The sequence below is a fragment of the Candidatus Kryptoniota bacterium genome (genome assembly GCA_036567965.1).
Classification (GTDB): Bacteria; Bacteroidota; Ignavibacteria; order Kryptoniales; family JAKASW01; genus JAKASW01.
Genome location: DATCTN010000021.1, coordinates 92,826 through 107,026, shown reverse-complemented (window position 1 = coordinate 107,026; position 14,201 = coordinate 92,826). Strand labels below are relative to the sequence as shown.

The window sequence follows — 14,201 nt, the reverse complement described above, 5'->3', positions numbered from 1 at the left end:
AGTGGAAAGCTTTACTTAGTCAATGACTCCCAGCTCTTTCCCGATAGCGCCGAACAGCTCTATGATTTTGTCCAGGTGCTCAGGTTTGTGGGAAGCCATATAACTTGTTCGCAGCATCTCCAGGCCAGGTGGTACTCCCGGTCTTACAAACGCGTTCGCGTACACCCCGGCATCGAAGAGTTTCTTCCAGAACAGCAGCGTCTTCATAGTATCGCCGATTATCACGGGAACAATCGCGGTACGGTTTTCCAAAACGGTGAAGCCCAGATCTTTCAGCCCCTTTCTCACACGGCTGGCATTATTAATGAGCTTATCTACAAGCTCGGGCTGGGCTTCAAGTATCTTGAGTGCTTCTATTGCCGCGGCAACGGACGCAGGAGTCGGGCTCGCGCTGAAAATGAACGCAGGTGAATTATGTTGCAGATAGTTGATGACCGCTCTCTCGCCGACGACGAATCCGCCGAGAGAGGCAAAGGTCTTCGAGAAGGTGCCCATAATGAGGTCGACGTCCTTCTCGACTCCGAAATGGCTTGCAGTTCCGCGGCCGCCTTTCCCGATCACGCCGACCGAATGCGCGTCGTCGATCATCACTCTCGCCTTATACTTCTTCGCGACCTCTACCATCCTCGGAAGATCCACGATGTCACCAGAAGTTGAAAAGACTCCGTCCGACACGATGAGTTTCGGCGAATCGAGAGGCAGTTTCGAGATCACGCGTTCGAGATCGTTCATATCGTTGTGTTTGTACCTCACCAGCTCGGCCATCTCGCCCTTCGAGAGCAACGTGCCCATGACGATGCAAGCATGGTTGTCCCTGTCTGAAATAACATAGTCGCCGTGCTGAACCAGTGTAGAGATGACCCCGACCGCCGTCTGAAAGCCGGTCGAATAGGTCAGACACGCCTCTTTGTTCATGAATTTCGCGAGCCGCTCTTCGAGTTCAACGTGCAGATCGACAGTTCCGGTTAAATACCTCGATCCCGAACAGCCCGTTCCGTATTTGTCGATTGCTTTCTTCGCTGCCTCCATTACCTGCGGATGAGTTGTCAGGCCCAAGTAATTATTCGAGCCGGCCATTATTACTTTCCTACCGTCTATTATAACAACCGGTCCCTCGTTCTCCTGAAATGGATGAAAATAGGGATAAAGTCCCTGCTTCTTTACTTCATCAGCCAGAGTATATTCGTAGCATTTTTGGAATAAGTCCAATCGGCTATGCCTCCTTTGTACGGATTCGGAAATAGTCTCCATTGTTTTTTAATATAAAATAGGGCCAGAAAAAAACCAATTGCAGGTTTTTGGGCCGCTTCCGATCGGAGGATCGCAACCGGAGACTCAAGAATGCTAGATGGGTGATGTTGGCCCGCGCCAAACAATTGCGTACGATTACTGACGCACGATGGCAATTTTTGAGACGGCGCTCTGGCTGCCATCAGGTGAATATGCCACGACAATGTACACACCTGTCGGAACAAGCTTCCCGCTTGCATCTGATCCGTCCCAATATGCGATCTTCCCGCCCTGGGCGTCAAACTCATCAACCAGTTTTCCGTCCACAGAAAAGATCTTCACGTGACTATTCGCCACAAGTCCTTGAATCTGGATCGAATGCCTTACCGGAAGTTTTGCAGGATTAGGAAAGATTTTCAGGGTGGAAAAATTTGTGTTCGGCTCTACGACACCAGTCTTAAGAGAGATTATTCCGAAAGAGGTAGCGAAGTACACTACACCGTGTGCCCTGTCGCACGCAATGGCAGTCACGACGTCGGTAGGAAGCGGACTGTTGGTTACGTCGTAACTCGCGAGACGAGTGTTGCCGTCCCGTGAAAGGACATACACTCCCGTGTTGGTCGCGACCCATTTGTCATCCAACGCATCGTAGTCGATGCTGTTGACGGATTGATCCAGCATCGAGAAGATAGAAGTAATTGACGGTGACGAGGAAGGAATGGTAGGATCTGCCGGATAAACCAAGTCCAGGCCTAAATCCGTGCCTACCCAGACCTGATTCTCTTTGTCCACTGAAATGGAGCTAACGTGGTTGCTGATCAAGCCGGTGCTCTGCGTCAGCAAGTAGCTGATATCGTCACTTCTGTCCGAGAGAGTGCCGTTGGCGTTATAGTAAAAAAGTCCGTGATAAACCCCGTGTATATCGCTGAGAGCATCGCCCGTCCACACACCTCCGTAGGCATCGATGCCGATCGGTGCAAATCCCGATGACAGCGAATACGGGTTATTAAAAGAGTACCATGCCGTGTCTTGCGGGGAATACGCGTCCAATGGATTATTGTTGTACGCATATGGATTGGTCACCCAAACGTCGCCATGCGAATCGCAGACAGCATCCCCTGCGAGAACGTAGGCAGGATTGCTGCCGGGTGAGCTGGCCAACGACGAGTTCTGGTAGTTGAAAACTTTGCTGATTGTATCGCCGGTCAAAAGGACAAGACCATTTCCCCACGTGCCGACAAAAATCTGGTTTCCGCACACTGCGCTGATCCGAAAATAAGTGCTCGCGGATGGGAGTTTAGGATCGGAACTCTGGTTGAAGTTTATCCAACCCGCAGTTCCGTATTTCATTTCCATGAATGCCACTCCGATGTGTGTCGTATCGGATTGCGTAGAGCACCATAGATTGCCGGCTCCATCAACAGCCAGAGTCGAAATGATATTGGTAGCCGGTCCTGGAGGAAGTATGGTTTGAGCTGTCTGGTTCAAAAACACGAGTCCATGTGAGCTGGCGGCTGCGAAGAGAGAGTCGGAGACCGGCGCAACGCCTGTCAGCCCAGGGCCGCCGCTATAAATAGTACTCACATTGTTGCTCGGGTCAACCTTGAGCAACGTTCCATTCATGTTGACGAGAAGGTACGCGGGCTGACTGTTAAGCGCGAGCACTTTTCCGGTGACGCCGTTCACGATCTGAAAATTGGCTCCGTCGACGGAGAAGTAAAGTCCAGTGGCTGTACCCGCATATAGCGCGCCGTTAAAGACGGCGACTGCACTTGTGCCGCCTGACAGGCCAAGCGTATCGTTCACTCGCCAAAGATCGGGTGCAGACAGGTTGACTCCCGAGCGAGGGGCGACTGACAGTCCTGAATCACTTGCGACATAGATGTTATTCTTGAAAACGGCCACTCCGCGCGCATTCGTGTTCTGCGCCGCGACAAAGTGGGTGTAACTGTTGAGTATCTGAAAGGTCGAGTAAGAAATCAGGATTACTCCCATTTGCGTACTTGCAAATATCGAGTCGCCGGTAAAGTAGAAATTAGTGACTTCCTTTGTCAGCGCCGCAGATGCGACTATATCATGCTGCGTTCGCAAGACATTCCCGGCCGAGTCAAGTTCGTCGATTGCGCCGTTTGCTTCGCCTACGAGGATTCGGCTTCCCTTTTCCACAGCTATCGCGGTCGCCTGGATATAGGAGAGTCCTTCGGTCGTCGTCAGCTCCTTGAAAGATTTTGCAGCAATCGAATAGGAAAACACGCCGCCCATGGTAGCAGCCCAGACGTTTCCGCCCTGGATTGTGACGTCATTGACGTCATACATACTCGTCAGGTTCTTCCACGTGAGAGTTTGAGAGTTGGCGGGCAATGACAATACCACCAGAGAAAATAGGATTCCGGTTTTTCTCATCGCAGATGCTAAGATATTTTCTTGAACAGATTTACCATTTCAAGCGCGGTAAGAGCGGAGTCAAACCCCTTATTGCCGGACTTTCCGCCGGCGCGCTCTGTCGCTTGTTCCACCGTATCGGTCGTAAGTATTCCATAAACGACAGGGATACCGGAGTGAAGTGACAGCGAGGCAACTCCCTTTGCGGACTCAGCCGCGATATAATCAAAATGCGGCGTCTCTCCGCGGATCACCGCTCCCAGACAAATCACAGCATCATGCTTTTTCAGATCGATGACTTTTGCCGCGGTCGGAGGAATTTCAAATGCTCCGGGACACCTGTAGATCTCAATGTGGTTATCCGCAACGCCATGCCTTGAAAGGCAATCCATTGCCCCGTTGAGTAACCGCTCGGTAATAAGGCCGTTGAATCTGCTGACGATGATCGCAATTTTCAACCCGCTCCCGTCAAGCTTCCCTTCGTAAGTAACCAATGATTTCTCCTTTAGCTGAGAACCGACCTGCCTACTTTTTCCTTCATCGCGGAAAACCAGCTCTCATTAACAATATATTTTCCGAGGTTAACGTCATCGTTCTTGAGTCCTCCGTGAAAATCGCTTCCTCCGGTCTTGAGTATCGAATTCTCATCCGCAAACTTCGAGTAGAACGCCCTCTCTTCATCGCTGTGGGAAGGATGAATGACCTCGACTCCTTCCATCCCCAGCTTGAGAAGCCGGATCAAAAAGTCCTTGCTCACATAGTGGGACGGATGAGCCAGGACGGCAAGACCACCGGCCTCACTTATCAAAGCGATCGCACGCTCCGGCGGAAACTGGTAATTCGCCTCGTAAGCAGGGCGACCGATTCCAATATATTTATTAAAAACCTCATCGTAACTTTCGGCAAAACCTTCCTCAACCATTGAGTTTGCAATGTGCGGTCGCCCGATTGAGTTTGTCAAGCCGGCTTTTTCAATTACGGACTCCAACTTCAGAGGAATCTTTATCTTGTTCAGTTTCGCGATTATTCTTTTGGCCCGCATGATCCTTGCGTCCTGAAGTTCCCTCAGGCGAGCAAGGAAGTTTTTGTTAGTATAGTCGATAAAATACCCGAGGAAATGGAGTTGAAAACTCTTATACCTTGAAGTCACTTCAATCCCCGGGACGAATTCGATGCCCAATTCCGAAGCAGCCTTAGTCGATTCATCGAGAGCCGACACTGTATCGTGGTCTGTGACGCTCAGAGTATCGATCGCCGCGTTCTTGACTTTGCGAAACAATTCGCTAACGCTCAGCGCACCGTCGGACGAATTTGTATGAGTATGAAGATCTATCCTCAAGTGAAATCCTGCTGGAGTCGCCGCCGCTTGTTCAGGTGAACTTTTGCCTGAACGCTTCGTAGTCAAGAAGCGTTACTGAATTTCCGCTGACCGTTATGAGTTTGAGCTTCTCCATCTTGCTGAAGGTGCGCGAAACGGTTTCTCTTGTTGTCCCGGCCATGTTCGCGATTTCCTGTTGAACGGGAAGGTTGTCGATCTCAACCTTACCCTGCTTGATGCGCCCCTGGTCGTCGGCAAATCTAAGCAGGACATAACCCACGCGGTGATAGGCATCCTTCAGAGAGAGACTCTTGATTAAAGCGTCCGCTCTGCGAAGTCTTTGTGTCAGGTGCCTGAGTAATGAAATTGCAATAGTCGGATACTCGTGTAATAGAGCGAGAAAATCCTTGCGATGGAGCATGAACAGCTCTGAGTTATCGAGCGCGACGACACTTGCTGAGCGTGCTTCTCCGTCGAGGAGCGCCATTTCACCAAATATGTCGCTCGGTCCGAGGACGCTCAGTATTACTTCCCGACCATCGTCACCGATCCTCACAACTTTTACTTCGCCCTCTATGATGACAAATAGTGCGGATCCGGATTCCTCTTCCATGAGAATGACATCGCCCTTCTTGTAAGCCTTCCGTACACCGCAGGCACTTATCCGGGCGAAATCTCTCTCTTCAAGCTCCTCAAATATCGGAGCATTCTTTAGAAATTCAACTGGCTCTCTCATGACCGTTATCCCACCAATTTATTTTCCATAAATGGCTCACTCCTCGAAAAATATAGATGCGCATGGAGTCAAAAGCAATATAATCAGAAGAGAACGGACCCGGTCCCTTAGTCCTGAACTAATAATGCACTTAAATGGTTTTATATTGATATTCAAAACGACACAGACTCAATGAACAAGATATATCTCGACTATACGGCCACGACGCCTGTCGACAGGCGGGTGATAGACGCGATGTCGCCGTATCTCGACGGCACTTTTGGAAACGCTTCCAGCATTCATGCATTCGGGCGAGAGGCAAAGGCCTCGCTCGAAAACGGCCGCGATAAACTCGCCGGCTTCCTCGGCGTAAGGAGTTCGGAACTCTTTTTTACTAGCGGCGGGACAGAGTCGGACAACACTGCTTTGTTGGGCATCGCTGCTAAGTGTGAAGACACCAGGAAAAAGCATATCGTCGTTTCGTCAATAGAACACCATGCGATTCTCCACGGAGCAGACTCGCTGAGAAGAAAGGGTTTTAAGGTCTCGATCGTTCATGTCGATCCGGAAGGATTCGTTTCCTCCGAAGAAATCGAAAAAGTCATGACGGAAGAGACGATCCTGGTAAGTATTATTCATGCGAACAATGAAATCGGTTCGGTTCAAAGATTGTCCGAGCTCTCCGGTATCGTCCACTCAAGAGGCGCCTTGCTTCACACGGACGCAGTCCAATCATTCTGCAAGATCCCTTTGGACCTCACGTCGAGCGGGGTTGACCTGGCCTCCTTCTCGGCTCACAAACTATATGGACCCAAAGGAATCGGAGCACTTTATGTCAGGAGGGGAGTTGACGTGGAGCCGCTTCTCCACGGAGGCGCGCAGGAAAGAAACAGGCGTCCGGGAACTGAGAGTGTTTTCATGGCGGTCGGATTCGCGAAAGCCGCCGAACTTGCATCCGCTGAGCTGAGCAACGAGAGTACCAGACTATCTCGCCTGAACACTTCGATGAGGACTAAAATCTCCGAAGAGGTGCCGGAGGCAATTTTTAACTCGCCGGGCCATGACGCCATCCCGAACATTCTCAGCGTTTCAATCGATTCGAGCAAGATGGAGATCGACGGAGAGGCGCTCATAATCAACATGGACCTCGAGGGGATTGCGGTCTCGAGCGGATCGGCATGCAGTTCGGGAAGTCTCCAGCCGTCTCACGTTATAAAAGCTCTTGGAAGAGATGATGCTACCACGATGGCGACAGTCAGATTTTCGTTCGGCCGTTTCACAACCGAAGAGGAAGTGGTGACAGCGGTGGATCACTTCATCGGGATCGTCAGGCGAATTGGAAAGAGGAAGAAAGTCATTTCACCCGTCTCATGACTGCGATGTAAAAACCGTCCATGTCATGCCGGTGCGGATAGATCTCGATGCACCCCTTGTGAACCAATTGAGAAAAATCCACCTCAAGTCGCATATCACAGATATCCAACTGTTCGAAAGTGCTGTTCGACTCAAGAAAAGCGGCGGTCACGACACGGTTCTCAAGTTCAAAAATGCTGCAGGTTGAATAGACAAGAACTCCCCCGATCCGAACAAGTTGTGCGTAGTGGCGGATTAGCTCGCACTGATAAGCCGACATTTTCTCGACGAGCGATTCTGAAAGCTTGAATTTCTTGTCCGGATTCCTTCTAATTGTTCCGCTCCCCGTGCAAGGCGCGTCCACAAGGACTTTATCTGCCGTCGAGACAAGATTTTCTATTTGATCGAAGCTGTTTCTGTTCGCCCTGATGGCGGATATGTTTTTGAAACCATCTCTCTCCGAGCGCGACTTAAGCGTGGAGAGTCGATCGGGTTCGACGTCGAGCGAATATATCCGTGCCTGTCCGCCGGAAAGATCGGCCAGCTCTAGACTCTTCCCGCCGCCTCCCGCACATGCGTCCACCACAAGTTCACCCGGCTGAGGATTTACAACAAAGCCCACGAGCTGACTCGACTCGTCCTGGACCTCGACCATTCCGGACTTGAAGAGTTGAAGCGTATTAAGATTTACGCGCTTGTCCAGATTTATGCCGACAGGCGAAATCAAGGACGCAGTAGCTCCAATGCCGGCTCGCTCCAACTCCGCAATGACTTTGTCGCGTGTAATTCTGGATGTGTTCACACGAATGCTGAACCGTGCCTCGGTGTTGAGCGAATCCATGAGTTCCAAAGATTCGTGTATGATTCTATCGGGCAGAAGTTTTCCGAAAAATTCAGGAAAGGAACGCAAAGTGAATTCACTCTCTTTCAAATTCCGGATTCTGTCGATTCTCTCGGCAATGCATCTGGAAAAAATGTCGATGTCAAATTCGACTCCACTCAAGGTATAAGACGAGATGAGATTCGAGAACTGCTGATAGATCACGTCCGGTTTCAGATCGGAAATTTGCAGCTCATGCGCAATGAAGACACCGAAAGCACCCGAATGAGGTGCGCAGCTCGTTGACAACTCCTTGAGTAGGATGAAATTCCGGATGATGCTGTAGACTTTCTCCGTGATCCAGCGTCTGTCGTGGGAGCCGAGATATCGCCGCTCCTTGTAGAAATCAGCAACTATCCTGTCGGCCGGCGAATTCGACTTCACAATAATGTCGACTAACTCGATCGCGTGACCTGCGAGTGACGACGTGTTCATCGACCGACGAGCCGGTTATACCGGGAAATCAAGTATCCATGACGCAGCCCCCGGTCGGTCGAATAAAAGCTCTCCGCCCTCGAAGCAACAAGGACCTTGAGCAATATGATCGTACCGGCCAGAAGCACGTCGGCTCTCCCTTCAGCCGCCTCCGTAAGTTTTAGAATTTCTTCGGGCCGCATCGGTTTCAATTTTCTTTGAATGTCGGCCAATTCCAATGTGGTCAACTTAAAATGCTCGACAGACCCAATGTCAAACTTGAACTTACCTTGTGCGATGAGAGCCAGGGTTGTGGCTGTTCCCCCGACGGCAATTACCTGCCGCGGATGGATTTTCGAAAACGGGTAAGCTTTCATCGCATCTTCAATTAATGCCTTCGCCTCCTCGAGTTCGATTTCAAGAGGCGGCAAGTGCTTGAAAAATCTTTCCGTCAGTCGCACAGCCCCGACGTCGATGCTCAGCACCTGTTCCGGTGTCGTGCCTGCGCCGTAGCTGAGCTCCGTGCTGCCGCCCCCGATGTCGACGACCAACGTCGGAACAGAATCCTGCTTTGCCCCACTCATCGCGCCGAGGAACACCAGTCTTCCCTCCGTAATACCGTCGATTATTTCGACAGAGATCCCGGTTTCATTCTTGACGTGACGAATGAACTCATCGCGATTATTCGCGTCCCGCACCGCGCTGGTCGCCGAAGCGAAGATATTCTCTACATCCTGCTCCCTAGCGATTGAGGCATACTTCTTCAGCACGACCAATGCACGATCCATCGACGCCTGATCGAGTCGTCCGGTCAACGAGACGCTTTTTCCAATTCGGGGAACTTCATAGAAGTCGGAAATCGGTCTGAGATTCGATGTCCCTCCGATTTCCCCTATCAGCATCAGTATCGTATTGGTGCCGATATCAATTGAAGCACACCTCATCTCTTGAGGACTAGCGCGGACCACTCGGCATTTTTCAACGATTCAATCAGTTTAAATCCGACAGACGCGAACTCGTCGACGATAGATTTCTCATCGAGCGTAAGAATTCCTGAAAGCATAAGGAGTCCGCAGCAGCGCCGTGCAATTTCCGATTTTATATAGATGAGAGTATTCCTGTTCAGATTGCTCATGACGATATCGAATTGTCTGTCCGGTACTTTACCCACTTCTCCGAACATTAGATCCACCGCAGATTCGACTCCGTTCCTGGAGATATTCTCGCGGGCGTTGACTATCGACCACTCATCATTGTCAACCGCCACACATGTTTTCGCGCCGACCTTTACAGCCGCGATCGCGAGTACACCTGTCCCGGTTCCAATGTCCAGGACCGTGTTTCCATTATGCACATACTTCTCAAGGAGCTTGATCATCATTCTGGTTGTCTCGTGGTGTCCGGTCCCGAACGACATCTTCGGGTCGATCTCAATTACGATTTTTGCGGCGCCGTAATAAGTCTTCCAGCTCGGCTTGATGACAATATTTTCGGTTACCTCGACCGGCACGATGGATTCTTCCCAGAGACTGTTCCAATCGCGGTTCATCACCTCGGACAGATCCACGGTGAAAGTTTCAATTTTCCTCTCCGCTTTTAGTCTCGAGAGAAACTCGACTAAATCGTCCTTGTAACCGGGCTTCCACTTGTCTTCCGCTAAATAGCAAATGAGTTCGTTCCCTTCCTCGATAAAACCTTCTGCTCCCACGTCACTTAGGAATCCGACTATGAGATCGTTGATTGAACTATCCGAAGTTACCTTGAGTTGAAAATACTTCTCTGCCGTTGTTTTCAAATGGGAATTTTCCTATACAATACCTGCATAAGTACCTTTCCGACTGCGGTAAGACTTTCACTGCTGCATTTGTCCGGTGTATCTTCGAGCGTGTGCCAGTATTTGTTCGTCGCATCCGGGTACGCAAAGTCGATAATGTCGATCGCTTTCATCCCAATGTATTGGAGAGAAAGATGATCGTCGGAAATCGCTCCGCCGACCGAATCGACAAATTGACTTACGCCCATTTCTTCAGCCGTGTTCCAAATAAGATCGACAATATCGGGAGCATACTGGTACGAGCCGGCTTCTTTCGGCAAAGAGAGTTCCTTGTCTCCCACCATGTCAAGGTTAACAGAGAATATCGGGTAGTATGCAAGCTGTCGTGTTTGGGCCCAGTATTTCGATCCGAGGAAATAGTAGTCGAGGCTCCCTTCTTTGCCATAGTCCTCGCCATCCCAGAAAATTATGTCCACTCCGACCGGTGGCGGGTCCTGCTTGAAGTCGCGAGCCATTTCAAGAAGGACTGCAACTCCGCTGGCGCCGTCGTTCGCTCCAAGGATAGGTTTATCAGAACCGCCGCCTTTCTCCTGATCGGCACGCGGCCTTGTGTCCCAGTGCGCAGTGAGGAGGACGCGCTTATTCGACTTCATGTTGAAGTGAGCAATGATGTTCGTAAGATGGAGCATCATACCGTCATAGCCGGGGATATCGAACTTCTGCAGCTCGACAGAATCGGCATATTGCGACAAGACGTTCTGTAAATAATACAGACACTGTTCGTGGCCGCTGCTGTTCGGATTCCTCGGACCGAAGTCGGTCTGTTTTACCAGATAATTGAATGCTGATTTACCGTCGAATACCGGGACGGGGACTGTGGGGATTTGAGCAACATGTTGAGTCGTGTCTGATTCCTGTTGCTTATTTCGACCCGAGCACGAAAGCATTGTGATTGAAATTAAGAAGACAAAAGTAATTTTCTTCATAAGAGAGTTTAAATGCTCGGGCAGGAAAATCCAAAAATTATGATCTTTCAATAGAATCACATTTCTTCTTGGGTTCAAAGAAATGGATGAAAAAGCCCTTCTCGGGCGAAATCTCTATGAAGTTTCCGTAATCTCCTGTCTGCAATTGGGGTTCAGCCAGTTTTCTTTCAATGAGGACATCTCGCAGCTCTTCGAGACGTTCGACCGTAAACGTGATCACGAATTTTGTCTCTGATGCTGAAGTCACGGCAACATCGAGTCCGGCGACTTTGAATTCCGTCCACGAGCCATCGACATGTTCTGCAGGCCCGAACAGTGACGTGAGGAAATCTTTTGCTCGATCGGGGTCCGGAAAGGTGCAATGGACGTTTTCGACCCCCGTTATGAATTTTCTGATATCAGACTGTAATAGCGGCGGATGCGGCATAAATCTCCGAGGCTCCCCCCTTCTTTAGTTCTCCGGCACATTCCCTGATTGTGGACCCGGTGGTAATTACATCGTCCACCAGGAGTATCTTTCGACCCGCGACTCGATTTGCCAGCCGGTCATCGACCGTAAATGCTCCGGCAATATTTCGCCTTCGCCCTTCGGCATCGAACAGTGTTTGGGTCTGAGTCTGTCTCGTTCGCTTCAGAAGACGAGGCAGATGCAAAACCCGGAGCTCACACGCCACGCTTCTCGTTATCAATTCACTCTGGTTATAGCCTCGTTCGCGCTCGCGCGCAGAATGAAGAGGAACGGGAGCAATCACTTCGCAAGAAGACATCTTCACATCGGCTGCGATCTTTGCGGCTATGAGGACTCCGAATCTTTTCGCTATCGCTTCAGCACCGTTATATTTTAGAAGATGGACGGCAGTCCTGACGCGACTGTCGTCTCCGAACAGGAACACTGCATCCATCGCGTCGATGGATTCGTCCCTCAGAAATTTTTCTTCGATGCCCTGGATGATGGTTTCTGTGCGCGCGACACGCTCGAAGCTGTCCCAACATCGGCTGCAAATATAGAATTCTCCCCTTTTCAGATCTCTGGAGCAGGTTGTGCATGACGGAGGATAAACGAAGTTTACGAATGATTCGGCAATCCTTGAGAGTCCGTCAGTGGGTTTCAATTCTTCTTCGACAATCGATGAATTTCGTCGCGCAGCTCAGCGGCTTTTTCGAAATCGAGCTCCTTCGCGGCCTGGTACATTTCTTTAGTAAGGCGTTCTATCAATTCGGCCCTTTGCTGTTGGCTGAGGTATCGCTGCTGAGATTCAGCGACGACCGATCGCTGTCCGGTCCTCGCTTTCTCCTCGGACTCGGTCCGCACGTCCGCAATAGCCGTAGATGCGATTATTTCCTCGGTCGATTTCACGATCGACTTCGGTTTGATATTATGCTTAACATTGAAATCGGTTTGAATCTTCCTCCGGCGTTCTGTCTCATCCATCATCTTCTTCATGCTATTTGTGATATTGTCGGCATAAAGAATCACCTTACTTCCTATGTTACGGGCGGCGCGGCCGGCAGTTTGAATGAGACTCTTTTCGGACCTGAGGAATCCCTCCTTGTCGGCGTCAAGTATCGCGACAAGTGACACTTCCGGAAGGTCGAGACCTTCCCGAAGGAGATTCACCCCGACGAGCACGTCGAACTCGCCGAGTCGGAGATCCCTCAGTATCGACACTCTCTCAAGCGAGTCGATGTCGGAGTGAATATATTTCACCCGAACGTTCAGGTTTCTCAGGTATTCGGTGAGATCCTCGGCCATTCGTTTCGTCAGCGTAGTGACGAGCGTTCGTTCCTTAACTGCAACCCGGTTTCTTATTTCATGGATGAGATCGTCCATCTGGTTCTTGACTGGCCTGACCTCGACTTCAGGATCAATGATTCCCGTCGGCCGGATTACCTGTTCCACGATAACGCCGCTGCTCTTGGACAGCTCATATTCGCTCGGTGTGGCGCTAACGAACACGACCTGCTTGATCATCGATTCGAACTCTTCAAACTTGAGGGGCCTGTTGTCAAGTGCCGAGGGAAGCCGGAATCCGTATTCGACGAGCGTCATTTTCCTCGACCTGTCGCCTTGGTACATCGCGCGGACCTGAGGCAGAGTTTGGTGCGATTCGTCGATGAACATAATGAAGTCCTCGGGAAAATAGTCGAGAAGGCAGTAAGGTTTCTGGCCCGGTTCGCGGCCCGTGATGTGACGGGAGTAATTCTCGATGCCGTTGCAGTATCCAACCTCTTTCATCATCTCAAGGTCGAACCTCGTCCTTTGCTCCAGTCTCTGGGCTTCCAGATATTTTCCCATGGCTCGAAGGTCGGTCAATCTTTCGACGAGCTCATTCTCAATCGACTTGACTGCCCGTGAGAGGTTTTCCTCGCTCGTGACGAAATGTCGGGCCGGGTAAATATAGACGTCTTCCATTTCCAAAACCGGAACGCCCGTGATTGGATCGAACGTTTTCATCGATTCGATTTCGTCGCCGAAAAATTCTATCCTGATTGCCTCGTCGACCTCGTAGGCAGGAAAAACTTCAACCACGTCACCCCTTACACGGAATTTACCTCTTTGAAATTCAACATCGTTTCTCGAATAAAGGCTGTCAATAAGAAGTTCCTGAAGATGTCTTCTTCCCATTTTCTCGCCTTTATTTAAAATGACGACCTCGTCGCGGTAATCCGAAGGTGACCCTATTCCGTAAATGCATGACACCGATGCGACGACAATCACGTCGCTCCTGCCGCTAAGAAGTGAGCTGGTAGCGCGAAGTCTGAGACGGTCGATCTCATCGTTAATTGATGAGTCCTTTTCAATATATGTATCCGTTTGCGGGATATAAGCTTCAGGCTGATAATAGTCGTAATAGGATATAAAGAATTCGACGACGTTTTCCGGAAAGAGCTGCTTGAACTCTCCGTAAAGTTGAGCCGCCAGCGTCTTGTTATGAGAGATGACGAGCGCAGGTCTGTTGATGTTTTGCATGATCTGTGCCATGGTATAGGTCTTCCCGCTTCCCGTCACACCAAGTAGAGTTTGGAACTGGCGGCCCGACACGATACCATCGGTCAGCTCGCGAATCGCTTCCGGCTGATCTCCTGACGGTTTGTAATCAGAGACTAATTTGAATTTCCCGATCATAAGCGCTTCATCTCTCCCACTA

At 50.3% G+C, this 14,201-nt stretch carries 13 protein-coding genes; 1 reads left to right on the top strand and 12 read right to left on the bottom strand.

Features of this window, described 5'->3' with window-relative positions:
- Nucleotides 1–15: 15 nt before the first annotated feature.
- The 5 genes from VIS48_08725 to VIS48_08705 all read right to left on the bottom strand — a co-directional run bounded on the left by VIS48_08725 (nt 16) and on the right by VIS48_08705 (nt 5,666).
- Nucleotides 16–1,251 (bottom strand): aminotransferase class I/II-fold pyridoxal phosphate-dependent enzyme, encoded by a 1,236-nt coding sequence (locus tag VIS48_08725; GenBank protein HEY9166229.1) that lies wholly within the window; start codon nt 1,249–1,251, stop codon nt 16–18.
- A gap of 135 nt (nt 1,252–1,386) precedes the next feature.
- Nucleotides 1,387–3,633, bottom strand: coding sequence for a two-component regulator propeller domain-containing protein (locus VIS48_08720; GenBank protein HEY9166228.1), 2,247 nt, complete (start codon nt 3,631–3,633; stop codon nt 1,387–1,389).
- Nucleotides 3,634–3,641: 8 nt separating this feature from the next.
- Nucleotides 3,642–4,106, bottom strand: coding sequence for a 6,7-dimethyl-8-ribityllumazine synthase (gene ribE / locus VIS48_08715; GenBank protein ID HEY9166227.1), 465 nt, complete (start codon nt 4,104–4,106; stop codon nt 3,642–3,644).
- Between the two features lie 11 nt (nt 4,107–4,117).
- Complete coding sequence (locus tag VIS48_08710) at nt 4,118–4,951, bottom strand: PHP domain-containing protein (GenBank protein HEY9166226.1); 834 nt, start codon at nt 4,949–4,951, stop codon at nt 4,118–4,120.
- Between the two features lie 31 nt (nt 4,952–4,982).
- Nucleotides 4,983–5,666, bottom strand: a complete 684-nt coding sequence (locus VIS48_08705) for a Crp/Fnr family transcriptional regulator (protein ID HEY9166225.1) — start codon at nt 5,664–5,666, stop codon at nt 4,983–4,985.
- Nucleotides 5,667–5,837: 171 nt separating this feature from the next.
- On the opposite strand from VIS48_08705, the gene VIS48_08700 reads away from it, so the two are divergent.
- Nucleotides 5,838–7,019 carry a cysteine desulfurase family protein gene (locus tag VIS48_08700; GenBank protein ID HEY9166224.1) on the top strand — a complete coding sequence of 394 codons (1,182 nt, stop codon included), beginning with the start codon at nt 5,838–5,840 and terminating at the stop codon, nt 7,017–7,019.
- Here the strand turns inward: VIS48_08700 and VIS48_08695 are convergent.
- From VIS48_08695 to uvrB, 7 genes are read right to left on the bottom strand one after another with little or no spacing between them, the layout of a single operon-like run.
- On the bottom strand, nt 7,000–8,313 hold the full coding sequence (locus VIS48_08695) for an RsmB/NOP family class I SAM-dependent RNA methyltransferase (GenBank protein HEY9166223.1): 1,314 nt from the start codon (nt 8,311–8,313) through the stop codon (nt 7,000–7,002). The two genes, VIS48_08700 and VIS48_08695, sit on opposite strands and share 20 nt — an antisense overlap.
- Complete coding sequence (locus VIS48_08690) at nt 8,310–9,260, bottom strand: Ppx/GppA phosphatase family protein (protein ID HEY9166222.1); 951 nt, start codon at nt 9,258–9,260, stop codon at nt 8,310–8,312. Before VIS48_08690 ends, VIS48_08695 begins: the two co-directional genes overlap by 4 nt.
- A complete protein-coding gene (gene prmA, locus VIS48_08685) occupies nt 9,233–10,087 on the bottom strand; it encodes a 50S ribosomal protein L11 methyltransferase (protein ID HEY9166221.1) in 855 nt (284 codons plus the stop codon). Before prmA ends, VIS48_08690 begins: the two co-directional genes overlap by 28 nt.
- Nucleotides 10,084–11,052, bottom strand: a complete 969-nt coding sequence (locus tag VIS48_08680; protein HEY9166220.1) for a M28 family peptidase — start codon at nt 11,050–11,052, stop codon at nt 10,084–10,086. The genes prmA and VIS48_08680 overlap by 4 nt, the downstream gene beginning before the upstream one ends.
- A gap of 37 nt (nt 11,053–11,089) precedes the next feature.
- A complete protein-coding gene (locus VIS48_08675) occupies nt 11,090–11,479 on the bottom strand; it encodes a hypothetical protein (protein HEY9166219.1) in 390 nt (129 codons plus the stop codon).
- Nucleotides 11,451–12,164 (bottom strand): ComF family protein, encoded by a 714-nt coding sequence (locus VIS48_08670; GenBank protein ID HEY9166218.1) that lies wholly within the window; start codon nt 12,162–12,164, stop codon nt 11,451–11,453. The genes VIS48_08675 and VIS48_08670 overlap by 29 nt, the downstream gene beginning before the upstream one ends.
- Nucleotides 12,161–14,176 (bottom strand): excinuclease ABC subunit UvrB, encoded by a 2,016-nt coding sequence (uvrB, locus tag VIS48_08665; GenBank protein ID HEY9166217.1) that lies wholly within the window; start codon nt 14,174–14,176, stop codon nt 12,161–12,163. The genes VIS48_08670 and uvrB overlap by 4 nt, the downstream gene beginning before the upstream one ends.
- Nucleotides 14,177–14,201 lie beyond the last annotated feature (25 nt).

Bases quoted from the DNA above. Each gene is read 5' to 3' on its own strand.
- VIS48_08725 (HEY9166229.1), bottom strand. From the start codon at position 1,251: ATGGAGACTATTTCCGAATCCGTACAAAGGAGGCATAGCCGATTGGAC.
- VIS48_08720 (HEY9166228.1), bottom strand. From the start codon at position 3,633: ATGAGAAAAACCGGAATCCTATTTTCTCTGGTGGTATTGTCATTGCCC.
- VIS48_08705 (HEY9166225.1), bottom strand. From the start codon at position 5,666: ATGAGAGAGCCAGTTGAATTTCTAAAGAATGCTCCGATATTTGAGGAG.
- VIS48_08700 (HEY9166224.1), top strand. From the start codon at position 5,838: ATGAACAAGATATATCTCGACTATACGGCCACGACGCCTGTCGACAGG.
- VIS48_08695 (HEY9166223.1), bottom strand. From the start codon at position 8,313: ATGAACACGTCGTCACTCGCAGGTCACGCGATCGAGTTAGTCGACATT.
- VIS48_08680 (HEY9166220.1), bottom strand. From the start codon at position 11,052: ATGAAGAAAATTACTTTTGTCTTCTTAATTTCAATCACAATGCTTTCG.
- VIS48_08675 (HEY9166219.1), bottom strand. From the start codon at position 11,479: ATGCCGCATCCGCCGCTATTACAGTCTGATATCAGAAAATTCATAACG.